Raw genomic sequence first — 23460 nt, forward strand, 5'->3', positions numbered from 1 at the left:
CCTATTTACCAAGACAGAAGTTTGAAAAAATTTCATCGAGAATGTTTTCGACATCGACACGTCCAATCAACGAGTTTAGCGCGCTCACTGCGTCACGCAGTTCTTCGGCTGCAATATCGGTGAATTCGCCGTCAGGCGCAACATGTGGACGGGCACGATCTATCGCTGCGACCGCGCGTATCATTGCATCCTTGTGGCGCGCACGCGCAGCCAATCCGGCTGTTGATACTTTTTCAAGTAGTCTGGCAGCCATGCTATCAACCAGATCAGACAGCCCTATGCCAGTTCTACCCGAAATTGCGCCGGTTTGATTTTCCAAAAGATCAGCTTTTGCGGTGACAACAACATCGCCCTTCTGCGGTTTAAAGTCCGGAAGATTTCCTTGCTCGATCAGAAAAACACGTAAATCGGCTGCTTCAGCCCGCTGTTGCGCACGCTCAACCCCCATCCGTTCGACGATATCGGCTGTCTCTCGAATGCCAGCGGTGTCAAGCAAGGTGACTGATAACCCGGCAATATCCATGCGAACTTCTATCACATCACGGGTAGTTCCCGCGATCTCCGAGGTTATCGCCGCGTCGCGGCCAGCAAGCGCGTTGAGAAGGGTTGATTTTCCTACATTCGGAGCACCAACAATCGCGACTTCGAAGCCGGTTCTGATACGTTCAGCCGCGCCAAACCCGTTGATCTGATCGGTTAGCTCAGCTTCAACAGCGTCAAGCAGCGAAATCACCTCAGGAGAAACGTCAACGGGAACGTCTTCATCGGCGAAGTCTATCGTCACCTCAAGAAGAGAGGCGGCGCGAATGAGCTTCTCCCGCCAACCTTCGGCGCGTTCACTTAACCGGCCACTAAAGAGCTTGAGCGCTTGCTGTCTCTGGGTTTCGGTTTCTGACTCGATCAGGTCAGCAAGGCCTTCAACCTGCGCCAGATCAAGCCGCCCGTTTTGCAAGGCGCGGCGGGTGAATTCTCCCGGTTCGGCAAGGCGCAAACCATCGTGTTTAGCCAGTTCGGCCAGCACAGCGTTGACGATTGCTATACTACCATGCAGTTGCAACTCAACGGTTTGCTCTCCGGTGAAGCTCGCCTTCTCAGCAAAGCAAAGAACCAAAGCTTCATCTAGAATTTCACCTTTCTCAGACCTGAGCGTTCGCAGACCAGACTGCTTCGGATCAGGCAGATGACCACACATAGACGCTGCCGCCAAAAAGGCTTCAGGGCCAGAAACCCTGATCACAGATACACCGGCTTTCCCCGGCGCTGTTGCTTGCGCGAAGATCGTACTCATAGTAGTTAACCTGTTGAATTACAACGGTTTTTAGGTGTTCATAGAGTCAAAGAACTCAGAGTTTGTCTTGGTTTGCTTAAGTTTACCAAGCAGGAACTCGATTGCATCTGTTGTGCCCATCGGGTTGAGAATACGGCGCAAGAGATAGGTTTTCTGCAGATCTTTTGCATCCACCAGCAACTCTTCTTTGCGCGTACCCGACTTGAGAATATCCATCGCTGGGAAGACGCGTTTGTCTGCGACTTTGCGATCGAGAACGATCTCGGAGTTGCCGGTGCCTTTGAATTCTTCAAAGATAACTTCATCCATACGCGAACCTGTGTCGATCAGAGCAGTTGCGATGATTGTCAGCGATCCACCTTCCTCGATGTTTCTCGCGGCACCAAAGAAGCGCTTCGGGCGTTGCAATGCGTTGGCGTCAACACCACCTGTCAGAACTTTACCTGACGATGGAACTGTCGTGTTGAAAGCACGGCCGAGGCGCGTGATTGAATCAAGCAAGATAACAACGTCGCGTTTGTGCTCAACGAGCCGCTTGGCCTTTTCGATAACCATTTCGGAAACAGCGACGTGACGTGTTGAAGGCTCATCGAATGTTGATGAGATCACCTCGCCTTTAACAGAGCGCTGCATGTCGGTCACTTCTTCCGGGCGCTCGTCGATCAAGAGAACGATGAGATAGCACTCAGGATGGTTCTTTTCGATGCTATTGGCGATGTTTTGCAGCAAAACGGTCTTACCCGTGCGCGGCGGCGCAACGATCAACGAACGCTGGCCTTTACCGATCGGTGAAACGAGGTCAATTATCCGTGCTGATTTGTCTTTGATCGTTGGATCTTCGATTTCCATATTCAAGCGCTCTTCAGGGTAGAGCGGTGTCAGGTTGTCAAAGGCGATCTTGTGACGAGCTTTCTCTGGATCTTCAAAGTTGATCTTGAGCACATCTGTCAAAGCAAAGTAGCGCTCGTTTTCCTCAGGCTGCTTAAGGTGGCCTTCGATCGTATCACCAGTGCGCAGCGAGAACTTTCGCAGAATTTCGGGAGATACATAGATATCGTCTGGACCTGGCAAGTAGTTTGCCTCTGGAGCACGCAAAAATCCGAAGCCGTCTTGCAGCACTTCAAGAACACCATCACCACCAATTGTCCAATCATCTTCAGCGCGCTCTTTGAGGATCGAGAACATAATCTCGCCTTTGCGCATTGTGGTGGCGTTTTCGATCTCGAGATCCTCCGCCATTGTAACGAGATCTTTGGGGTGCATCGCCTTAAGATCAGCGAGGTTAAGGTGCTCTTGTGTCATGACATAGCCTTTTGCCCGCAATGCAGGCAGTTTTCGTTTCTATCTGGAAAAACCTTTAGTGCCCGGACGGGCAGGGTTGCCTTTCAATACGCTTGAGGGTTTGCTGAGTCAATCAAAAGACAATGCTGATCATTCTCAGCTTTTTCGAAGATAACCTATCCACCAGAACCGAGTTGGCCCTTTCTTAATAAATAGAGAAAGAAGAAAGGATGATGTTTATGTAGGGCTCAGGGTTCTCTGTGGATTATAGAGATATCCGCAGAAATGCTCACAGGAAAACGCGGAGTTGCGCATCATGTGGACCATTTTAGCCCACGCTTTCAAAACAAGCAGCTTCCGGCTGAAAGTCGATTGGAAAAATCTGTGGACAACAGTGTATGAGAGAAGCCCAGATCGGGACATCCACAAATTGAAGTTACTCTTTTCCACGGTGGAATATTCTTGGCAAACATAGTGAAACGCGATCAACTTCTCCCCAAAGGACAGAATGTATGGAAACCCTCCATTCCGTGCATTAACTGTTCACTAAGTTTTCTACGGGGTTATCCACATGTCGCGAAAGTTTGTTCTGGCTTCCGGCTCTGAGACCAGAGCTCAGTTACTTGCCAATGCTGGCTTCGAATTCGAGTGCGTTCGCCCACGTGTTGATGAGGAACAGTTAAAAGCAGCGCTCGATTCGGCAGGGGCCAACCCGCGTGATATTGCCGATACTTTGGCCGAAGCGAAAGCGCGTAAAGTAAGCTTGAAGCAACCAGCGGCTTTGGTGCTTGGATGTGATCAAGTGCTTAGCTTTAACGGCAAGGTGTTTTCCAAACCCGCGACCATTGACGAAGCGCATGAGCAGTTAACTGCATTGTCGGGGCAGAAACACATGCTGCTTTCCGCTGTAGTTCTCTATCATGAACAACAACCGGTCTGGCGGCATGTAGGGCAGGTAAGGCTGCAAATGCGTGAGCTGTCGGAAGGGTACCAAGAGCGCTATCTAGAAAGAAACTGGAAGAGCATCAAAACCTCTGTTGGTGGTTATAAGCTTGAGGAAGAGGGCGTGCGGTTGTTTACTCATATCGAGGGTGACTATTTCACCATTCTTGGTTTGCCGCTTATTGAGTTGATCAATTACCTAACGCTGACTGGCGAGTTGGAGGCCTGATGCTAAACAAAATACCACTGGCGGGGGTTATCGGCTCGCCCATTGCGCATTCCAAGTCACCAGCTTTACATGGCTATTGGCTAAAGAGTCTCGGCTTGCGGGGGCACTATATCCCGATGGATGTAAGTGCCGATGATCTGGCTGATGTGATCAAGATGATGCCTAAGATGGGGTTTGTCGGTGCAAACATTACCGTGCCACACAAAGAAGCAGTCATGGGTATCGCTGACTTGATTTCTGATCGCGCGGCACTGATTGGTTCGGCAAACACGCTTATCTTTCGCAAAGACGGCAAGGTGCACGCTGATAACACCGACAGTTACGGCTTTATCCAAAACCTCAAACAAAATGCCCCGGATTGGGATCCGAAGGCAGGGCCGGCTGCCTTGCTTGGAGCTGGCGGAGCTGCTCGGGCAGTTATTTCAGCGCTGCTAGAGTCTGGTGTTCCACAGATCATGATTTCTAACCGCACTAAACTACGGGCAGAAAAGCTACGTGATGACTTTGGCGGGCGGCTCAAAGTGGTTGACTGGGTGCAAGCGGGAAACATGCTTGAAGACGCTGCGACCGTTGTGAACACGACATCACTTGGCATGCACGGAAAGCCAGAGCTGCGGGTACCGCTTGACGGGCTGCAGAAGGGAGCGCTGGTGAATGATCTTGTCTATGCGCCGCTTGAAACGAACCTGCTTGCACATGCCAGACAGGCCGGTTGTGTCGCGGTTGACGGGCTCGGTATGCTACTGCACCAAGCCGTTCCCGGATTTGAGCGCTGGTTCGGTGAACGGCCGGAAGTGACAGAAGAAACCCGAGCGGCGGTATTGGGCTGATGGCATTCTGGCTTGGACTCACAGGCTCGATTGGCATGGGGAAATCAACCACAGCCAAGATATTTGCTGAAGAAGGTTGCGATGTTTGGGACGCCGATGCAGCTGTGCATAGGCTTTACAGTAAAGGCGGTGCAGCGGTCGCTTCGATGCAAGCCGTCTTTCCGGAAGCTGTTGAAGGTGGAGCGGTTTCGCGTGAGAAGCTAAAAGGCTTGATCGCTGCGCAACCGGACACTCTCAAGAAAATCGAAATGATTGTTCACCCGCTGGTCGCGCAAGATAGGGCCGATTTCATCAAGGCGTCCGGGGCAGATATCATCGTATTTGATATACCCATCCTGTTTGAAACCGGTGGAGATGCTGCGATGAAAGCTGTTGTTGTGGTGTCGATCGACGAGGTAGAACAGCGCCGTCGTGTGCTTGAGCGCGGAACGATGACCGAAGCGCAGTTTGAAACGATAAAGGCCAAGCAAATGCCTGATGTAGAAAAGCGCGCGCGGGCCGATTATGTTGTGATCACTGACACGAAAGAGCACGCCAGAGCGCAGGTGCTTGAGATATTGTCGCAGATAAGGGCAGGGCTGAGCGATGCGTGAGATTGTTCTAGACACCGAAACAACCGGCTTTGAGCCCGAGCAAGGCGACCGGATTGTCGAGATCGGTGCAGTTGAGTTGCTCAACCACATGCCGACGGGCAACACCTACCACCAATATATCAACCCCGAGCGTGGCATGCCTCAGGAGGCTTTTGCTGTACATGGGCTAGGCGATGAATTTTTGGCCGACAAACCGAAATTCAAACAGATCGGGCAGGCATTTCTTGATTTTGTCGGCACGTCAAAAATGATCATTCACAACGCGTCGTTTGACATGAAGTTTCTCAATGCCGAGCTCGGTTGGATGGGTCTACCCAAGCTTCCGATGAGCCAGGCACTTGATACTTTGGAAATCGCTAGGCGGAAGTTTCCAGGTTCGCCTGCGTCACTTGATGCTTTATGCAGGCGCTTTAACATCGACAATTCGTCGCGCACCCTGCACGGAGCTTTGCTCGATTCCGAGATTTTGGCTGAAGTCTATCTTGAGCTGATCGGCGGCAAACAACCAGATTTTGCGCTGTCTGCTTCGGCTGGTGAAAAGACAGAAACTGATGGTGCGGACAACTGGCGCCCAAGCCCGCGGCCAGAAACGCTTGCAAGCAGGCTGAGCGAAAAAGAAGCCGCCGCCCATGCAGCGTTTGTTGACGCATTGGGCGACGGCGCGCTTTGGAAAAAGCTTTAGGCCTAAGAGACAGGCTGGCCTTCGCCCTCGGCCTGTCGGCGTTGGATCTCGTTGCGATACAAAGCCATAAAGTCGATGTTCTCAAGGTTGAGCGGCGGGAAGCCACCGTCGCGTGTAACGTCAGAAACAACACGGCGCAGGAACGGGAACAACAGGCGCGGGCATTCGATCAGCAAGAACGGGTGCAGCTGATCTTCCGGCACGTTTTCGATGTTGAACAGGCCGACATAGTCGATTTCAAGCAAGAACAATTTGGTCGCGGCATCAGCTTTGTTTGTTGAGGTAACCACAAGCTTGATCGCAACTTCATAATGGTTCTCGGTTTCGCGTTTTTTCGCGTCGAGGTTTACCTGAACGTTCACATCAGGCGTCACTTCGCCTTCGGCACCTTTTTGAGCCAGAATATTCTCAAACGACATGTCGCGAATGAACTGGTTGATAACGTTCAACTTAACGGGTTGCTGCTCGGGGGCTGCGCCATTCTCGGCCATGATATTCTCCATCAGAAATAAACTTGCGTGTGGCATAGCACTGCCGCGCGTAAGCCTCAATGCTTGCTTTGATCAGTGTTTTGTCCAACCTGACGTGTCATGTGTTGGTTTCTTGGGTGGTTTGACTTCGTGATATTCCGCATTGATCACATCACCCTCGGCCTCTCGCTGGTAAGGGTTATGGGCTTGCGAGGAACTGAAGCTTTGCACATTCATTCGTGCGCGCAGGTATTTGAACATGCCGGTGCGCACTGCAGGTATGAGAAGTAAAAAGCCGACAGTATCAGTGAAAAACCCGGGCGTGAGCAGCAATGCGCCTGAAAACAAGATCATCGCGCCATGAGCTAGTGGCTCTGTCGGGTCACGCAACTCACCGAACGAACGCTGCAAGTTGCTAAGCGCCATAAGCCCCTGCGTGCGCAAAAGCCAAGTGCCCAACACTGCTGTCAGAAGCACAATAGCGAGGGTTTGCCAAAGGCCGATAGCCCCGCCGACCTGTATAAACAGCCCGATTTCGATAAGAGGCACCGCAACAAACGCGAAAAGCAGCCACATATATAAAACTCCTGTGTTCATTCAGGCGCGGTAGACTTGACCCCGCCCATCACATACATAAGTGCTGTTAGTGTCTTTTGCTACGCTCACTTATGAGGTCTTCATGAATTCGCCTATTCTCCAACTTCTGGTTCTGGCAGGTATCGCCGTTTTTCTTATCCTGCGCTTGCGCAGTGTTTTGGGAACGCGCGAGGGCTATGAAGCACCGCGCCAACAGCCTCAACAGCGGGCAAACAACAAACGCAAGTTTGAGGTGATCGACGGTGGGCCCGATGAAGACATCACTGATCATGTTGACGAGAACAGCGAAGCGGCCAAAGCCTTCGCGAAGATGAAGCAAAAAGAGGCTTCTTTTGGTGTGGGCACCTTCTTGCAAGGCGCACGCGGTGCATATGAAATGATCCTGATGGGTTTTGAACGTGGTGAGCTGGCCGAGATCAAACCCTTCCTCGCTGAAGAAGTTTACGATGTGTTCGCTCAGGTTGTTGAAGCGCGTGAGAAGAAAGGCCTGAAGATCGAAGCTGACTTTGTGGGTATCCGCGAGATGTCGGTTCACTCGGCCTCGTTCCATGAAGCGAGTGGCACAGCCGAGATCAGCATCAAGTTTGTGGGCGATCTGACATCAGTTGTGCGCGACAACTCTGGTGAAATTGTCGAAGGTGAAGAGGGCAAGGTAAAGACCCAGAAAGACATTTGGACATTCGAGCGTGAAATGGGCTCGGATGATCTGAACTGGCTTCTTGTTGCCACGGGTGAATGAAACGCAGAATTTTAGCAGCACTCTTCGCGGGGCTTATGATGGTTGGTCCGACAAACGCCGCTGAAGAGATTGAATATCGGCTGCTAGATTTTGCCGAACTCGACGGTTGGGAAAACGACGACCACCAAGCCGCGCTTGATGTGTTTTTGAACACCTGCCAAGACATGAAAGACCCTGACTGGCGCGCCTTGTGCAAAGCCGCCAAGCACCAAAAAAACGCCAAGACCTTTTTCGAGCTGTTTTTTAAGCCGGTGCAGATTTCCGACGGTAAAGACGCACTGTTTACAGGTTACTACGAGCCTGAGCTTGACGGTGATGTGCGGCCATCGGATCGCTACAAATATCCGATCTACAAACTCCCCCCCGAGGCGCGCGGTGTCAGCAAATGGTTGTCGCGCCGCGAGATCCTTGATGGACCAACAATGAAAGGCCGTGGGCTCGAGATTGTTTGGGTAGATGATCCTGTGGAGCTGTTCTTTTTACAGGTGCAAGGCTCGGGGCGAGTGCGCTTGCCCAATGGGCAGTTTATTCGGGTGGGCTATGGTGGCAAGAACGGGCATGAGTATCGTTCCATCGGTGTCGAGCTTGTTCGCCGTGGTGTTTACAACGCGCATCAGGTTTCTGCTCAAGTGATCAAGAACTGGGTCCGTCGCAACCCCGTAGAGGGGCCGGAACTGCTACGCCACAACCCTTCATATGTGTTCTTTCGTGAAGTCAGTGAAGTGCCCGCTGACAAGGGGCCGCTCGGCGCGATGAACCGCTCGATAACAACCATGCGCAGCATTGCAGTCGACCGGCGCTACACCCCGCTCGGGGCACCTGTTTGGGTTGAGAAAGACGGCGAAAACAAGCTGCGCCGACTAATGATCGCGCAAGATACCGGCTCGGCTATCAAGGGCGCACAGCGCGCTGATGTGTTTTTTGGTACAGGTGACAAAGCGGGGCTGGCGGCTGGCAAATTGCGTGACCCCGGGCGCATGATAGTGTTGATGCCGATCCAACGCGCCTATGCTTTTTTACCGGTTGATGCTCCATGAGCCGGCGTAAGCCGAACAAAGACGAGCTTGAGCTTTGGCGGAAGGTTGCTGACACGGCAGTGCCGATGCACCCGAAGCGCAAGGTGCCCTTGGCCGAACAAGTGCGCAAAAGCCCGACGCGCGCAAAAGCGATCGAGCCGATCATGCAGTTTGAGCTTGGCGTGAATGCGAAAACCTACCAACCCTCGCATGATATCACGGGTGACATACGCAACTCTGTCGCCAAGGCACCGGTGCAGATGGACCGTAAAAAGCACACCACGATGAAGCGCGGAAAGCTTAAACCTGAAGCCAAACTTGACCTGCACGGAATGACTCAAGCGGAAGCGCACCCGCGGCTGAACGCGTTTATTTTGCGTGCCTGTAGTGATGGAAAGCGGCTGGTTTTGGTTGTCACTGGCAAGGGCAAAGCTCGCGATGATGGCGGGCCTATTCCTGTTAAACTCGGGGTATTGCGGCATCAAGTTCCGCATTGGCTTTCGACACCGCCGCTGGCGCAGATAGTGATGCAGGTGTCTCAAGCGCATTTGCGGCATGGCGGCGGCGGAGCATATTATGTCTATCTACGTCGACAACGCTGAGGCTACTTCAGCAGGCCGAGCAAATATTGCCCATAAGAGTTTTTCGCAAAATTTTCGGCACGTTTTTGCAATTCAGCAGCCGAGATCCAGCCGCGCGAATAAGCGATTTCTTCGGGTGACCCAACTTGCAGGCCTTGGCGCTCGGAAAGTGTGCGCACGAAGTTTCCGGCATCAAGCAATGACCCGTGAGTGCCCGTATCAAGCCAAGCGTAGCCACGGCCCATTTGTTGAACCGAAAGTTGACCATCGTGCAAATAGCTTTCGAGCAGTGAGGTGATCTCAAGTTCGCCGCGCTCGGAAGGCTCGACTTTGGCAGCACGCTCTGGTGCGGTTTCATCCAGAAAATAGAGGCCAGTTACGGCGTAGGGAGACGGCGCAACCTTAGGCTTTTCGATGATGGCTTTCACAGTCCCGTCTTGGGCAAAATCAACAACGCCATAACGCTCAGGGTCGGCCACGCGATAGCCGAAAACTGTGCCACCTTGGGTGATCTTGTCAGCCGCAGCGAGCACTTCGGGCAGGCCGTGACCGAAAAAGATATTGTCACCCAGAACCATTGCGCTGGGCGCACCATCAAGGAAATCTGCCGCTAAGAGATAAGCCTGCGCCAACCCGTCAGGTGAGGGCTGGGTGATGTATGTGAGCGACAAGCCCCACTGCGAACCGTCACCAAGTGTGCGCTGAAACTGTTCTTGGTCTTGAGGCGTGGTGATGATCGCGATTTCACGGATACCGCCAAACATGAGCACAGACAGCGGGTAATAGATCATCGGCTTATCATAGATCGGCAGCAACTGTTTGGACACACCAATGGTGATCGGGTAAAGCCGCGTGCCGGAGCCGCCTGCGAGGATGATACCTTTGCGCTGAGTCATTTCAGTTCTTTCAATACCTCTGCTAAACCGTGTTTCCAACTCGGGCGTATAACCCCGAAATCTGACATGAGTGAGGCACAATCAAGCCGCGAGTTGAGCGGGCGCTTGGCGGGTGTAGGGTAGTCGGCGGTTTTGATGTCGGTGACGGTTACATCGCGGCCTGCCTGCGCAAATATCTCGCGGGCGAAATCAGCCCAGCTAACATCTGGCGCGCCGGAAAAATGATAGGTTCCACTTGTCTTCAAGTTTCTCGCGAGCAAAGCACAGGTGCTTGCGATGTCTGCTGCCGGAGTTGGGCCGCCGATCTGATCTGCCACTATCCCAAGCTCGCTGCGGCTTTCAGACAGGCGCAACATTGATTTGGCGAAGTTACTTCCGTGCGCAGAAAACACCCATGACGTACGCAAGATCGCATACTTCACGCCGCTATTACGAATAGCGGTTTCACCAGCGAGCTTCGTTTGGCCATAAGCGTTTACGGGAGCTGTTGGCTTATCAGGACTTTGCGCATCTTTGCCCGTACCATCAAACACATAGTCCGTCGAGATATGGATGAAAGGGACCGAGAGCGCCGCGCAGGCCTTGGCCATAGCTTCGGGGGCTTTGGCATTGATGAGCAGCGCCAGTTCCTCTTCTTCCTCGGCGCGGTCGACTGCAGTATAGGCCGCTGCATTGATAACGGCGCTGGGTTTGAGTGTTTTGATCGCTTCAGCACAGGTTTCGGGGTTTGACAGATCGGCGTCATCTCGCCCTAGATAGATATACTCGGGGTGCGCGCTCCAAAGTTCTTGCGCGACTTGTCCGGTTTTGCCGAAGACAAGCACACTCATGCTTTGCCGAGCCTTTCACCAACTCCAGAGCGATCGAGCAGTGGCTTCCACCAGGCTTCATTATCAAGATACCAACGCACGGTTTTCTCGAGTCCTTGCTCAACAGTCACCGATGGCCGCCAACCGAGTTCTTCGCGAATGCGAGATGGATCAATTGCGTAGCGCATGTCGTGGCCGGGGCGGTCTGTGACAAACTTGATTTGATCGGCGTAGGGCTTATTAGCGGGCCTAAGCTTGTCGAGAATCGTGCAAATCATCTGCACCAACTCTAGATTGCTCAGCTCATTTTCGCCGCCGATATTGTAGCTGCGATTAAGCATGCCGTCTTGCAAAACCAGCAGCAATGCGTCGGCGTGATCTTCGACATAAAGCCAATCGCGCACATTCTCGCCCTTGCCATAAATCGGAATAGGTTTGCCGTGCAGAGCGTTGAGGATAACTACAGGAACAAGCTTTTCAGGGAAATGAAACGGGCCGTAGTTGTTGGAGCAGTTTGTCAGCACGACAGGCAGGCCATAGGTTTCGGCCCAAGCACGCACAAGGTGATCTGAGCTGGCTTTCGAAGCGGAGTAGGGCGAGCGGGGATCGTAAGGCGTTTCTTCGGTGAACTGCCCTTTCGCTCCGAGTGAACCAAACACCTCATCGGTGGAGATGTGGTGAAAGCGAAAGCTTTCAGGCTTGCCGTTGCCCTCCCAATAACCGCGCGCTGCTTGCAGCATGTTGTAGGTGCCGATCACGTTTGTTTCGATGAAAGCTCCCGGACCATCGATGCTACGATCAACGTGGCTTTCAGCGGCAAGGTGCATTACAGCGTCGGGTTGGTGTTTGGCAAACGCGGCCTCAAGCGCCGGCATGTCGCAGATATCAACCTGCTCGAACGTGTAGAGCGGGCTGCTGGCAACGCTAGCGACATTATCCAGGCAGGCAGCATAGGTAAGCGCGTCAAGGTTGACGACGTCGTGCCCACGCGAAACAGCCAGTCGCACAACAGCCGACCCGATAAAGCCAGCGCCGCCAGTGACGAGAAGTTTCATGTCGAGCTCTCCATCACAAACGGGCTTTCGAACCTATCAAATGGCATTGCATCAGCGTCTTTTGCGCTGAGCTCCGGCGAGCCGCTAAAGCCCCAGTCTACGCCGCAACTGTTCCACAATATCGCGCCGTCGGCTTCAGGCGAGTAGTAGGCGTTGCATTTGTAGATGATCTCGGTGTCAGGCTCGCGGGTGATGAACCCGTGCGCATACCCCTCGGGAATGTAGAGCTGTTTACCGTTTTCAAACGACAAATCGACACCAACCCACTTGCCGTAGGTTGGAGAGCCTCTGCGGATATCAACCGCGACATCAAACAAAGAACCGCGACCGCAACGCACCAGCTTGGCTTGCGCAAGCGGGGGTGCTTGAAAATGCAGGCCACGCACGGTGTTTGCAGCCGAGGACAGCGAATGATTGTCTTGCACAAACTCGGCCTCAATGCCGTGCTCTGCAAGCCGCGCCTTGTTCCAGCTTTCAGAGAAAAACCCGCGACTGTCGCCGTAGCGTGCCGGCTCAAGAATAAGCACATCAGGCAAAGAAGTAGGCGTGACTTTCATCTAGCTTTCCTTGCTGATCGCATCATAGCGGGCAAGGTTGCTAATGAGGTCTTGCATCTGATCAATCGGGATCATGTTCGGCCCGTCGCAAGGCGCATTGTCGGGGTCTTGGTGTGTTTCGATAAACAAAGCCGAGACGCCAACAGCCACTGCGGCGCGCGCCAAAACCGGCGCAAATTCGCGTTGGCCGCCAGATGTTGTGCCGTGACCACCGGGCTGCTGAACCGAGTGCGTCGCGTCAAAAACTACTGGGTAACCCGACTGTGCCATGATCGGTAGGCCGCGAAAGTCGCTGACCAAAGTGTTGTAACCAAATGATGTGCCGCGATCGCAAAGCATGATACGTTCGTTGCCCGTGCTGGCGATTTTTGTTGCGACATTGGCCATCTCCCAAGGGGCGAGGAACTGGCCTTTTTTGACATTGAGTGCAGCACCGGTTTCACCAGCGGCAAGCAGCAAGTCAGTCTGACGACAAAGGAAAGCAGGGATCTGGATCACATCAACCGCTTGGGCCACGGGGGCGCATTGATGAGTGTCGTGAACGTCGGTGATAACCGGACAGCCAAACTCTTCTCGTATCTTCGAGAGAATTGTCAGCCCTTCCTCCATTCCGGTGCCACGACTGGTATCAAGCGAAGTTCGGTTGGCTTTGTCGTAGCTCGATTTGTAGATGAGCTTTGTGCCTGTCGGCTCACAAGCCTTGAGGATTTTCTCGGCCATCATGCGGGCATGATCAAGTCCTTCGATCTGGCATGGGCCAGCGATAAGCATGAAGGGTTCTTTGCCGCCGACTTTCACACCGTTGATATCAATTACTTTGGTCATTGCTCTGCCAATACCTTTTCTATCCGCGCGACATCTTCTGGGTTGTTGAGTTCCCAAAAAAGGCGGCCACGGGCTTCAACTTCGACACATTTTACAGGAACACCATTGTAAAGAAAGCGTAGCTGTTCGAGGCCTTCGAGCTTCTCCAAACCACACTCTGGCCAGCTTATGTAGGCCTTAAGCGCCTCCGGCCGGTAGGCGTAAACGCCGACATGGTGATAGACGGGAATGTCAGCACCCGGCACTTTCGCGGGGTCGATAAACGGTAGAACTTCTTTTGAAAAGTAGATCGCTCTGCCTTTGTCGCCGAACACAACTGTAGTTCCGCCCACGCGGCCATTGGCACGGTCTTCTTTGAACATTGCGTAGGTTGTTGCGTCACATTGTAGAACAGGTGTTGCCATTTGCGCGCTCGCGTCAGCGGCCATTCCGGCGATCAGGTCTTCGACAAACCAAGGCGGTGTCAGCGGTGCGTCGCCTTGGAAGTTGATGAACAGATCGGCTTCAAGCTTCGCGACCTTCACAGCTTCTGCACAACGCGCTGTGCCGTTTTCGCGCTCTGGGCTGGTCATGATAACCGGCGCGTCAAAACCCTCGGCAGCGGCGCGGATGCGATCATCATCGGTGACGACATAAACCTCGGAAACACCCGCGATCTGGCTTGCGGCTTCAAAGCTCATCTGGATCAAGCTCTTACTGCTGCCGTCTTTTTGCTTGAGCTCGACCAGAGGCTTTCCCGGGTAGCGAGTAGAGGCAAAACGAGCGGGTATGAGAACGATGACTTTCATGCGACACCTGCCCGGAGAAGATCGTGAATGTGAACAATTCCGGCGGGGCGCCTGGCGTCGTCAACCACCATAAGTGCTGAGATCTTTTTCTCGTTCAACAATGCAAGCGCCTGTGCTGCGAAGAGATCAGGGGTGATTGTCACCGGATCAATTGTGGCAATTTCACCTGCTGTTTTTTCCATAAGATTGCCCATATGGCGGCGCAAGTCACCGTCAGAAATAACGCCGATCAGCGTGCCGTTTTCCAGCACGCCGGTTATGCCAAAGCCTTTTGATGTCATAGACAAGAGCACATCCGACATCGGTGTATCAGTTTCGACTGTGGGGACTTTCTCGCCTTTGTGCATGAGGTCAGCAACACGAGAAAGCTGCGCGCCGAGCTTACCGCCCGGGTGATTTTTGAGGAAGTCATCACTGCCAAAACCGCGTTGCTCCATGACGGAAACAGCCAGCGCGTCACCGAGAGCAAGCGTTAGAGTTGTCGAAGTTGTCGGCGCCATGCCGATCGCGCAGGCTTCGGGTAGGTTTGGCAGGTTGAGCTTGTAATCGGCCGCGTTCATCAAGGTGCTACTGATGTTCGACGAGATCGCCACCATCGGGATATTGAAGCGCCGCGTGTGCAGCAGTATGTCGCTGAGTTCTTTGGTTTCACCGGAGTTTGAAATCAGCAGACAGATGTCATCATCGGTGATCATGCCCAAGTCACCATGGCTCGCTTCCGAGGCGTGAACAAAATATGATGGCGTGCCCGTGCTGGCAAAAGTCGCTGACATTTTGCGCCCGATATGGCCCGATTTACCAACGCCGGAAATGATCACCCGACCCTTGGTTTTCAGGACAAGCTCGACTACATCGGCGAAGTCTTCTGGCAAGGCCTCAACCATTTCCAAAATGGCGTTTGCTTCAGTCTTCAGCACGCGCCTTGCGGAGCGCACGATGGGGAGATCATCTGCTTGGGTCATCTGACCTCTTTCACTGTTCAAACGGGCTTTCCCGCCTGTTTTGTTCTAGTGGTCGTGAGCGGTTTTGACAAGTTCAGGCAAGTCGACAGCTGCTCGTCGCACTCCTATCCACATAAGCAGGCTTGAGCCAATAAAATAGAGGGCTACGGCTAAATATTGCGTCTCCAGCCCGATACCAGCATCGATGCCCCATCCGGTGATGCCTGGGCCAATAGCTGAACCGAGCACCATGATCGCCGCGGCAAGCGCTTTGATCGAACCGATGTGTGCGGTGCCGTAGAACTCGGCCCAGAAGGCGCTGGGCAGAGTGGAATGTGCGCCCGACGACATGCCGAAAAGCACGAACCCAAGCAGCAAGCCCCAAGGGCCGCCGGCAAGCGCGAAGACGACGAAAGCGAGCACAGCAGGGAGGTGCATAAATGGGATCAGCCGTGCGGTTCCGATACGGTCAAGCGCCCATCCCGTGAGCAACATCGAGATGATCGTGGCGGCGGTATAGACAGGGAACATCGCCACGAATGTGACATGCGCGATGCCTTTGATCTCGGAGTAATGCACTTGATGAAACATCAGCGCAGTGCCCCACGCGGCGGGGCCGAGAAGCGTCGGAACCATGCACCAGAACAACCGGTGCTTCACGGCTTGGTTTCGTGTCCATTGGCGAGCGTTCATGCCCAGAGATTGCGAAGAATGTGCGATAGATTGCGGCGTGCGCTCTTGCCGCAATAGCCCTGTTAAAATAGGGATGCCAGCCAAGACAGCAAGCGCCGAAACAACCCAAAGAATGCGCCAGTCATAGACCGTAAGCAAGAACACAAACAGTAGGGGTAAAAGGGCTTGTCCGACACTTACCCCGAGTGAGGCGATAGAGAGCGCGCGGCCGCGTGTGGCAGTGAACCAGCGGGCCATCGCAACCACCGCGATGTGGTTTGTCATGCCTTGCCCGGTGATACGCAGAGAGAAAATGACAACAGGCAAAAGCCATAGCGCCGAGAGGCTGGCCATGAAGATGCAAGCGCTTGCAAGAAGCACCAAAATGACAGGGCCGAGGGTGCGAACGCGGTAGTGATCAGTAAGCCCGCCAGCCCAGACCATGACCAAGGCGGAAGCGAGGGTTCCGAGGGCATAAATACCGCCCCATTCACCATGTGACAGGCCAAACTCTGCACGGATTTCTCCGGCGAAAACCGAGATGAAAAACGTCTGACCGAAGCTCGACATGAAGGTGAGCAACGCGCCAGCAAGGAGCCAGCGAAGGTTACTTTTGAGGAATGCGATTGTGCTCATGCATCAGGTTTCGGGCAGCAGCACCGAAAAGGAAAGGGCTAATTTGGCAGAGCACCGTGCGGTGGGGTTAACGGGTGTTTGTTGCGAGAAAGCGCGCTGCACAACCCGTGCAGCAAATAGTGCATACCACAGTGCATAATGGATGCAGACGGTTCTGGAGCCGCGTGGCCTGCGAAATATGGTTAATGCACCGCACGCGGTGAGGGAGGCAAAGGGTTACCGAAGTCCGAAAACATCAAACACTTCTGAGAGATAAGCATAGCGGATTTTGCTTTTACCTGAGTCCAGAATGAAGACCTGTCCGATAGCCACGTCTCGAATATTTTTCTCGGCGCGATAAGCGGCCAAGAGCGAACGTGAGATAGAGATGTTAGCTCTGACTGTTTTGATGTCGCTGTCGATGCAAGGAACGTAACTAGGGTCTTTCCATGATGTGCCCTCATCATAGGCCAGCTTAACTTTGGCGCTCAGACCGGCAGAACTATTGTAACACTCAAGTTTGCCACCGACAAAATCATTGAGCTTAACTCGGGAGTCTTTGAATGAACTGAGGTCTTTAAGAGTCCTTTGTTTTGGGTCGTAGAGAATTGGCCAACTGGTAACGACATTGTCGGGAGCTTCAAAAGCATAGGAGACATGAATACGATCAGGATCGATACCGCTTTCATACAGCTTCTCGGTGTAGCATCGGGCGAAAAAAGTCTCTTCGTCTGCTTTACCGGAAAAGCTCTTTTGAGCCTTTTTGGCCAAGATACGCAACGCGCATTCACGGCTATTGCGAGTTACATTTGGCGAAAGGCCACGAACATACCCGTGTTCATTCATAAGTTTATTGAGGGTTCTATAGTTACCCAGTCTTGGATCACGCTTTATCTCTCTAAGCGCCTCGCTGATCTCTTTTGTAAATGAGGCGGTGATAGTTAGCTCTTCGCCCGGTTTCAGGGTGGGTGAACTATAATGATAAGTCTTGCCATACTGGGTTTGCGGGTCACCCAATGTCCAGTGTGCCTCTTGAGCAAACGCAAGTGTGGGAAGGCAGCAAAAAAGCAGAGCGAGGCGTGTTGTGTTATGTGGCATGGCGGTGGTCTACCCAGCGGTTGTTTCGGTTTTTCCTTGAAACGTGACTGATGGGTCGTGTTGGCGTCAAGAGGTGATAATAGATACCTGAGCATTGCTTAGAAATGTGATGCCGGTTTTGTCCGAGAGCTGGGGAGCCTCCGGCGGGGATATTTGGAACAAGAAAAAGTGCGGGCGCTGATTTAGATGCGCATGCGGGGGACATCGAGGGGGTCGAGGCGGAGCTCTATGAGGATCGGTTTGCTGCGGGTCTCAAGTGCTGTGAGCGCGGCTTCAAGCTCTTCGTTTGAGGTGACTTCAAAGCCCTGACCGCCAAGTGAGGTTGCGGTGTCGGCAAAGGAGGGCCAGTGAAACTCCGACAGGCCCGGATCCATTTTGCGATCAAGGAACTGAATGTGTTCGGCGCCGTAGGCTGAGTCGTTGGCGACGATTACGATTAAGTCGAGGCCGAGGCGCACGGCGGTGTTAAACTCGTTGATGCCCCCCATCATAAACCCGCCATCACCCGTGAACAAAACGACAGGGCGCTCGGGCGCTGCGACACCGGCGCCGATGGCTTCCTGCAAGCCGATGCCGATTGAGCCGAAGTTTGTTGTTGCTACGAAACTGGCCGGATCATTGACCGAGATGCGCACCCAGGACTCTGTCATGAAGCGGCCGCCGTCTGTCACAAGCAGGCGGTCTTTTGGCAGGGCGTCTTCAAGGCGCTGCAAGGCGTGAATGTAGTTGATGCAACCCGCTGCGGTTTTGTCGGCGGCGATCGGGTGATCTGTGAGAGTTTTGACATCAAGCTCGCGGGTGAAACCACTTGGGGTGATCTCGGCCTCATCAAGCCAATAGAGGATCGTTTCGGCGGTAAGGGCAGCGTCTGCCACCAAGGCAGCGTCGGGGTGCAAACTGCCGCCGATAGCTGTTGGCTCAACGTCGATTTGCACGATGCGCTTGTCTTTCATCAGCTTGCCTTGATCGGTGGTAAAGGCATGCAGACTGGTTCCGAAGCAGATGATGCAGTCGGATTGCGCGATCAGATCATAGGCGGCGGGCGTTGAGAGCGTGCCAAAAATCGCGATGTTATAGGGGTGATCGTTGAACAGGCCCTTGGCTTTGAGCGTTGTCGCGAGGGGGGCTTCAAGGCGGTCAGCGAGTTTGATCAGCTGTTCTCGTGCGCTGATAGCACCCGCACCGGCGAGGATCAGGGGGCGGCGCGCAGAGGCGATCATCCCGATGGCTTGATCAAGAATGTCACCCTCGGCAACGCCGCCGGGAGCAGTGAAAACATCGAGCTTTTGCGCAGTGTAGCTGGCCTCTTGCCACATGTAGTCGGCTGGCATGTTGAGCACGATTGGCCGCCGTTCGACTTGTGCGCGGTAGAAGGCGCGGGCCACATCCATCGTTACGGTTTCAGGCGTGCGCATTTGTTCAAAGCCGGCACCTGTTGCTTTGATCACTTCGCGTTGGTCGATGCTTTGCAAGTGCCGAGGGTTTGCCGAGGGGGTGTCGCCGGCAAGCAGAACCATCGGGATATGCCCGCGCGCTCCTTCTGTTAGGGCTGTCATGCAGTTTGTCAGGCCGGGGCCGTGGGTGACAGTTGCGACACCGACTTTACCAGCGACATGTGTGTAGGCCAGAGCCATGAGCACCGAGCTACCTTCATGTGCGGCGGGAACGAACGCGCCTTTTTGTTCGCGAACGAAACTGTCGACCATAAAGAGGTTTGCGTCGCCCATGAGGCCGAACATTGTTGTGACGCCGTGATCGCTGACAGCGCGGGCGATGTTTTGGTAGACGGTTGTGCTCATGGGTTTGCTCCTGTGGTTGCAGGAAACCTATCGCACTTTACGTGCGTGTTTTGCGCATACTTCATGCAAATAGAAAAAAATATGCGACAAATTTACTAATCGGGTGAAAACGATGCGCTTAAAGCACGTATCCTGACAGATCAGCCGATTTCATCAGCTCGCCGAGATGCTCCTCAACAAAGGCGGCATTGACTGTGACGCTCTCTCCAGCACGGTCGGGGGCGGTGAACGATAGCTCTTCGAACACACGCTCAAGCACGGTGTAGAGCCTCCGCGCACCGATATTTTCAACAGTCGAGTTTACCTCGGCGGCGATCTTGGCGAGGGCCTTGATGCCTTCCGGCTCGAAGTTAACGGTGACTTCTTCGGTGGCCATCAGAGCGGTGTATTGCAGCGTCAGAGCGTTGTCGGTTTCGGTGAGGATGCGCACAAAGTCATCTTCTGTGAGCGCACGCAGTTCAACGCGGATCGGCAAGCGGCCTTGCAGCTCGGGGAGCAAATCAGACGGCTTGGCGATGTGGAAAGCACCGGAGGCGATGAACAGGATGTGGTCGGTTTTCACCGCGCCATGCTTGGTGCTGACGGTTGTGCCCTCAATCAGCGGCAGCAAGTCGCGCTGCACACCTTCGCGGGAAACATCGGCGCCTTGGGCGCTTTTGCGGGCGCAAACTTTGTCGATCTCGTCCAAGAAGACGATGCCATTTTGTTCAACATTCTCTAGTGCAGCTTTGGTGACGGTTTCATCATCGAGCAGCTTGTCGGCCTCATCGGAAATAAGCACATCGTAGCTTTCGGCAACGGTGAGCTTTTTGCGCGTGGTGCGCCCGCCCATGGCTTTGCCGAACATTTCGCCGAGGTTCATCATACCCGGTTGGCTTCCGGGCTGGCCGGGGATGTCGAACATGCCGCCCATCGGGTTTGAAGTGTCGGCGATGTCGAGCTCAATTACGGTGTCGTCAAGCTCGCCGGTTTTGAGCTTTTTGCGGAACATCTCGCGGGTGCCATCGCGGGCATCTTCACCGGCGATGGCGGTGATAACACGCTCTTGTGCGGCCTCAAAGGCGCGGGCTTTCACGTCTTCGCGCATCAGCTCGCGGGTTTGGATGATCGCGGCATCAACAAGGTCACGGATGATCTGCTCAACATCACGACCAACATAGCCAACCTCGGTGAACTTTGTCGCTTCCACCTTGAGGAAAGGCGCGCGCGCGAGCTTGGCGAGGCGGCGGGAAATTTCGGTTTTGCCGACACCAGTCGGGCCGATCATCAGGATGTTCTTGGGGTAGACTTCATCGCGCAGGTCGTCAGACAGTTGCTTACGACGCCAGCGGTTACGAAGAGCAACAGCAACAGCGCGCTTTGCACCGGACTGGCCGATGATAAAGCGATCAAGCTCAGAAACGATTTCGCGGGGTGTTAGGTCGGTCATGCTGGTTATCCCTTGATCGTTTCAACGGTGAGTTTGCCGTTGGTGTAAACGCAGATGTCAGAGGCGATGGCCATCGACTTACGGGCGATGTCTTCGGCGCTCATGTCGGTGTCCATAAGTGCACGCGCGGCCGCGAGGGCGAAGTTGCCGCCAGAGCCGATAGCGGTGACGTCATGTTCCGGCTCAAGCACATCGCCAGCGCCGGTGATCACGAAGAGATCTTTGCCGTCGGTGACGATCAGCATTGCTTCAAGTTTTTGCAAATACTTGTCGGTGCGCCAGTCTTTTGCCAGCTCGACACAGGCGCGCATGAGTTGGCCGGGTGTGGCTTCAAGCTTGGCCTCAAGCCGCTCAAGTAGCGTGAAGGCATCAGCCGTCGAGCCCGCAAAACCAACCAAACAGTCGTGCCCACCCGGAGATATGCGCCGCACTTTGCGGGCAGTGCCTTTGATCACGGTTTGGCCGAGCGAAACTTGCCCGTCGCCTGCTATCACAACCTCGCCGCCTTTTCTGACGCCGACGATGGTCGTGCCGTGCCAACCGGGGAAATCTGTATCTGCCATGCGGGCCTCCTGTCTTGAAAAGATATATGGCGGCTTGGGGGCGGGGGCGCAAGGTTTGGCTTGTTTGCTGGGTGTTTCAGGCGTAGCAGGCGGCATGGATAAACATGTTACGATCTTTCTTGAGCCTGAAATGAAAACCAGCGCTGCGGCGGGTGAGCACAACTTTGTTGGTAAGGTTGAGGCGGTGCTGCGCGGCGGCGGATATGCGGTGTCATACGCTGACGAGGCCACGCGCGATGAGCCGTTTGAAGGCCATGCCTTGGTTCACATGAAAGCGCCGATGAATGCGCACACGCTCGTGATGCGACGTGCTTATGCCTACCCGTTTTGGGCGATTGAGGCGAGCGACAAGCGCTGGGAGTTTGACGTTGCCAAGACGCGGTTTAACCCTGAGATCGTAAAGATAACCAAGGCGCAACGCTTTGTCAGGAACAAACGCAACAAGATGTTTCCTGATGCTGTGACAAGCCGTGAGGGCTTTGTTTACATCCCGCTTCAAGGGCACATCTCTGAGCAGCGTTCGTTTCAGGCGGCGAGCCCGCTTGCGATGATCGAAGCCGTTTTGAAGCACGACAGCGAGCGCAAAATTGTGATCGGGCTGCACCCGAAAGAAAGCTATTCTAACAGTGACCTGGCTGCGCTTGAAGCGATCGAGAAAGCGCATGAGCGAGTGCAAATCGCGATGGGTGAGATGGAAACCTACCTACCCAAATGTGATTATGTCGTGACACAAAATTCGTCAGCGGCGTTCTTTGGATATTTCTTTCACAAACCCGCGGTGCTGTTTGGCAAGATCGACTTTCACCATATCGCGGCCAATGTGCATGAGCTTGGAGCTGAGGAAGCTTTGCGCCAAGCACCAGATATGACGCCGGAATTCGAGCGCTACATTTGGTGGTTCTGGCAAGAACAGATGATCAACGCCGGACGGCCGGAAGCCGAAGCGCAGATTGCCGATAGGTTCCGCAAGCAGGGCTGGTTTTAGCTGATCAGCATGTCGCCCAGCAGCCCAAGCTGAAAGCCAGCGACCGCACCGAGGGGCGGGGCCCACTGCCGCTCGAGCCTGACTTGCGGAGCGATATCTTCAAATAGCAGGTAGATGATACCGCTAGCCGCGAACAGCATAAGAGCTCCGAGCAGTTCGGGCTGTCCGGCTGCATATTCGTGCCCGAGCCAAGCCGACACCGCACCAACGAGGGGCAAGCATGAAAACGCAAGTAGCAAGTTACGTGGCTTATGCGTGCCCTTCGCGATCATCTCGCGATAGGCATTGAAGCCTTCGGGAAGGTTTTGCAGTGCGATCAAAAGCGCCAGCAAATAGCCAGCCGAGCCACCAACCGCAAGCGATGCCCCAAGGGCTATCGCCTCTGGCACATAGTCGAGCATCATCGCAAAAAGCTGAGCTGATCCTCCGCCGCTCTTTGCGATCATCCTATCAAGCAAGAAGAATGCGAGGCCGCCTGATGTGAAGGCCAAAGCCGCCCAACCAGCCGAGAGCCTTTCAGCCCCTTCCGGCACCAGAACGAGGGCTACCGCGGCAAACAGGGCGCCGCCACCGAAGGCAACAACGCTGTGCCGAAATTCCTGATCAAGCCAGTGCGACTGAAAGCTTGCCTTCGTTGCCAGAGCGGCTCCGAGGGGAATCGTGACGCCAGCAAACGTGGCAAGGAGAACAGCTGAAAGGAGATGATCCATGGGGAATGTTACCGCATGTCGGGGGGCACTGCACTAGGCGGGCAACAAAAAAACCCGCCTGACTTTTGAGGGCCAAGACGGGGTTTGTGTTTTGATATGACGAACGGTTTAAAGCGCGTCTTCGATCCAGCTTTGCAGAGCGGCTTTAGGACGCGCGCCTGAGAGGTTTGAAACTGGCTGACCGTCTTTGAAAACGAACAGGGCAGGGATGCCACGAACGCCCATCGCGGCGGCTGAGTTGGGGTTTGAGTCAACGTCGATTTTGACGATCTTCACTTTACCGTCCATCTCGGCTGAAAGCTCTTCAAGTGATGGGCCGATTTGCTTGCAAGGCCCACACCATTCTGCCCAGAAATCAACCACGACGGGGATGTCTGAGTTTTTAACTTCGGCTTCAAATGAGTCGTCTGTGACTGCTACGGTTGCCATGAGGCTTCTCCTAAAGGGGGTTTCGGTTGCTTGATCAGAAC

Annotated in this window: 26 protein-coding genes; 8 read left to right on the forward strand and 18 right to left on the reverse strand. The window is 54.1% G+C overall.

Features of this window, described 5'->3' with window-relative positions; all coding sequences use genetic code 11:
• Window position 1: 1 nt before the first annotated feature.
• Window positions 2-1288, reverse strand: coding sequence for a tRNA uridine-5-carboxymethylaminomethyl(34) synthesis GTPase MnmE (gene mnmE / locus KO498_RS00765; RefSeq protein ID WP_215957963.1), 1287 nt, complete (start codon window positions 1286-1288; stop codon window positions 2-4).
• Window positions 1289-1318: 30 nt separating this feature from the next.
• Window positions 1319-2590: a transcription termination factor Rho gene (gene rho / locus KO498_RS00770; protein ID WP_215957964.1), complete on the reverse strand. Its 1272-nt coding sequence runs from the start codon at window positions 2588-2590 to the stop codon at window positions 1319-1321.
• 550 nt (window positions 2591-3140) lie between these two features.
• Here rho and KO498_RS00775 point away from each other — a divergent pair.
• Genes KO498_RS00775 through dnaQ form a run of 4 tightly spaced genes read left to right on the forward strand, consistent with a single transcriptional unit; the run spans window position 3141 to window position 5845 of the window.
• On the forward strand, window positions 3141-3740 hold the full coding sequence (locus KO498_RS00775; RefSeq protein WP_215957965.1) for a Maf family protein: 600 nt from the start codon (window positions 3141-3143) through the stop codon (window positions 3738-3740).
• Window positions 3740-4570 (forward strand): shikimate dehydrogenase, encoded by an 831-nt coding sequence (locus tag KO498_RS00780; RefSeq protein WP_215957966.1) that lies wholly within the window; start codon window positions 3740-3742, stop codon window positions 4568-4570. The genes KO498_RS00775 and KO498_RS00780 overlap by 1 nt, the downstream gene beginning before the upstream one ends.
• A complete protein-coding gene (gene coaE / locus KO498_RS00785; RefSeq protein ID WP_215957967.1) occupies window positions 4570-5163 on the forward strand; it encodes a dephospho-CoA kinase in 594 nt (197 codons plus the stop codon). Before KO498_RS00780 ends, coaE begins: the two co-directional genes overlap by 1 nt.
• The gene (dnaQ, locus tag KO498_RS00790) at window positions 5156-5845 is read left to right on the forward strand and encodes a DNA polymerase III subunit epsilon (RefSeq protein ID WP_215957968.1); all 690 of its coding nucleotides are present in this window, start codon (window positions 5156-5158) and stop codon (window positions 5843-5845) included. The genes coaE and dnaQ overlap by 8 nt, the downstream gene beginning before the upstream one ends.
• A gap of 2 nt (window positions 5846-5847) precedes the next feature.
• Here the strand turns inward: dnaQ and secB are convergent, their stop codons facing one another.
• On the reverse strand, window positions 5848-6336 hold the full coding sequence (gene secB, locus KO498_RS00795; RefSeq protein ID WP_215957969.1) for a protein-export chaperone SecB: 489 nt from the start codon (window positions 6334-6336) through the stop codon (window positions 5848-5850).
• Window positions 6337-6408: 72 nt separating this feature from the next.
• Window positions 6409-6891, reverse strand: a complete 483-nt coding sequence (locus tag KO498_RS00800) for an FxsA family protein (RefSeq protein WP_215957970.1) — start codon at window positions 6889-6891, stop codon at window positions 6409-6411.
• A 103-nt stretch (window positions 6892-6994) separates the two neighbouring features.
• On the opposite strand from KO498_RS00800, the gene KO498_RS00805 reads away from it, so the two are divergent.
• Genes KO498_RS00805 through KO498_RS00815 form a run of 3 tightly spaced genes read left to right on the forward strand, consistent with a single transcriptional unit; the run spans window position 6995 to window position 9269 of the window.
• Window positions 6995-7651: a Tim44/TimA family putative adaptor protein gene (locus KO498_RS00805; protein ID WP_215957971.1), complete on the forward strand. Its 657-nt coding sequence runs from the start codon at window positions 6995-6997 to the stop codon at window positions 7649-7651.
• Complete coding sequence (mltA, locus tag KO498_RS00810) at window positions 7648-8688, forward strand: murein transglycosylase A (protein WP_215957972.1); 1041 nt, start codon at window positions 7648-7650, stop codon at window positions 8686-8688. Before KO498_RS00805 ends, mltA begins: the two co-directional genes overlap by 4 nt.
• The gene (locus KO498_RS00815; RefSeq protein ID WP_215957973.1) at window positions 8685-9269 is read left to right on the forward strand and encodes a Smr/MutS family protein; all 585 of its coding nucleotides are present in this window, start codon (window positions 8685-8687) and stop codon (window positions 9267-9269) included. Before mltA ends, KO498_RS00815 begins: the two co-directional genes overlap by 4 nt.
• A 2-nt stretch (window positions 9270-9271) precedes the next feature.
• On the opposite strand, the gene rfbA is transcribed toward KO498_RS00815, so the two are convergent.
• The 12 genes from rfbA to hslV all read right to left on the reverse strand — a co-directional run bounded on the left by rfbA (window position 9272) and on the right by hslV (window position 21295).
• Complete coding sequence (gene rfbA / locus KO498_RS00820; protein WP_215957974.1) at window positions 9272-10144, reverse strand: glucose-1-phosphate thymidylyltransferase RfbA; 873 nt, start codon at window positions 10142-10144, stop codon at window positions 9272-9274.
• Window positions 10141-10974 carry a dTDP-4-dehydrorhamnose reductase gene (gene rfbD, locus KO498_RS00825; protein WP_215957975.1) on the reverse strand — a complete coding sequence of 278 codons (834 nt, stop codon included), beginning with the start codon at window positions 10972-10974 and terminating at the stop codon, window positions 10141-10143. The genes rfbA and rfbD overlap by 4 nt, the downstream gene beginning before the upstream one ends.
• Window positions 10971-12008, reverse strand: a complete 1038-nt coding sequence (gene rfbB / locus KO498_RS00830; RefSeq protein ID WP_215957976.1) for a dTDP-glucose 4,6-dehydratase — start codon at window positions 12006-12008, stop codon at window positions 10971-10973. Before rfbB ends, rfbD begins: the two co-directional genes overlap by 4 nt.
• Window positions 12005-12565 carry a dTDP-4-dehydrorhamnose 3,5-epimerase gene (gene rfbC, locus KO498_RS00835; protein WP_215957977.1) on the reverse strand — a complete coding sequence of 187 codons (561 nt, stop codon included), beginning with the start codon at window positions 12563-12565 and terminating at the stop codon, window positions 12005-12007. The genes rfbB and rfbC overlap by 4 nt, the downstream gene beginning before the upstream one ends.
• Window positions 12566-13390: a 3-deoxy-8-phosphooctulonate synthase gene (gene kdsA / locus KO498_RS00840; protein ID WP_215957978.1), complete on the reverse strand. Its 825-nt coding sequence runs from the start codon at window positions 13388-13390 to the stop codon at window positions 12566-12568.
• The gene (locus KO498_RS00845) at window positions 13387-14178 is read right to left on the reverse strand and encodes a 3-deoxy-manno-octulosonate cytidylyltransferase (protein ID WP_215957979.1); all 792 of its coding nucleotides are present in this window, start codon (window positions 14176-14178) and stop codon (window positions 13387-13389) included. The genes kdsA and KO498_RS00845 overlap by 4 nt, the downstream gene beginning before the upstream one ends.
• A complete protein-coding gene (locus KO498_RS00850) occupies window positions 14175-15140 on the reverse strand; it encodes a KpsF/GutQ family sugar-phosphate isomerase (protein ID WP_215957980.1) in 966 nt (321 codons plus the stop codon). Before KO498_RS00850 ends, KO498_RS00845 begins: the two co-directional genes overlap by 4 nt.
• Window positions 15141-15185: 45 nt before the next feature.
• Entirely contained in the window at window positions 15186-16427 is a 1242-nt protein-coding gene (locus tag KO498_RS00855) for an MFS transporter (protein WP_215957981.1), read from the reverse strand.
• A 216-nt stretch (window positions 16428-16643) separates the two neighbouring features.
• Window positions 16644-17504 carry a hypothetical protein gene (locus tag KO498_RS00860; protein ID WP_215957982.1) on the reverse strand — a complete coding sequence of 287 codons (861 nt, stop codon included), beginning with the start codon at window positions 17502-17504 and terminating at the stop codon, window positions 16644-16646.
• Between the two features lie 182 nt (window positions 17505-17686).
• The gene (locus KO498_RS00865) at window positions 17687-19303 is read right to left on the reverse strand and encodes a thiamine pyrophosphate-binding protein (RefSeq protein ID WP_215957983.1); all 1617 of its coding nucleotides are present in this window, start codon (window positions 19301-19303) and stop codon (window positions 17687-17689) included.
• Between the two features lie 118 nt (window positions 19304-19421).
• Entirely contained in the window at window positions 19422-20732 is a 1311-nt protein-coding gene (gene hslU, locus KO498_RS00870; protein ID WP_215957984.1) for an ATP-dependent protease ATPase subunit HslU, read from the reverse strand.
• A gap of 5 nt (window positions 20733-20737) precedes the next feature.
• The gene (gene hslV, locus KO498_RS00875) at window positions 20738-21295 is read right to left on the reverse strand and encodes an ATP-dependent protease subunit HslV (RefSeq protein ID WP_215957985.1); all 558 of its coding nucleotides are present in this window, start codon (window positions 21293-21295) and stop codon (window positions 20738-20740) included.
• 94 nt (window positions 21296-21389) lie between these two features.
• Here hslV and KO498_RS00880 point away from each other — a divergent pair, with 94 nt between their 5' ends.
• Window positions 21390-22280, forward strand: a complete 891-nt coding sequence (locus tag KO498_RS00880; RefSeq protein WP_215957986.1) for a hypothetical protein — start codon at window positions 21390-21392, stop codon at window positions 22278-22280.
• Here KO498_RS00880 and KO498_RS00885 read toward each other — a convergent pair.
• Complete coding sequence (locus tag KO498_RS00885; protein ID WP_215957987.1) at window positions 22277-22990, reverse strand: ZIP family metal transporter; 714 nt, start codon at window positions 22988-22990, stop codon at window positions 22277-22279. The genes KO498_RS00880 and KO498_RS00885 overlap by 4 nt on opposite strands.
• A 108-nt stretch (window positions 22991-23098) precedes the next feature.
• A complete protein-coding gene (trxA, locus tag KO498_RS00890) occupies window positions 23099-23419 on the reverse strand; it encodes a thioredoxin (RefSeq protein WP_215957988.1) in 321 nt (106 codons plus the stop codon).
• Window positions 23420-23460: the final 41 nt, after the last annotated feature.

The sequence above is a fragment of the Lentibacter algarum genome (genome assembly GCF_018860975.1).
GTDB classification, from domain to species: domain Bacteria; phylum Pseudomonadota; class Alphaproteobacteria; order Rhodobacterales; family Rhodobacteraceae; genus Lentibacter; species Lentibacter algarum_A.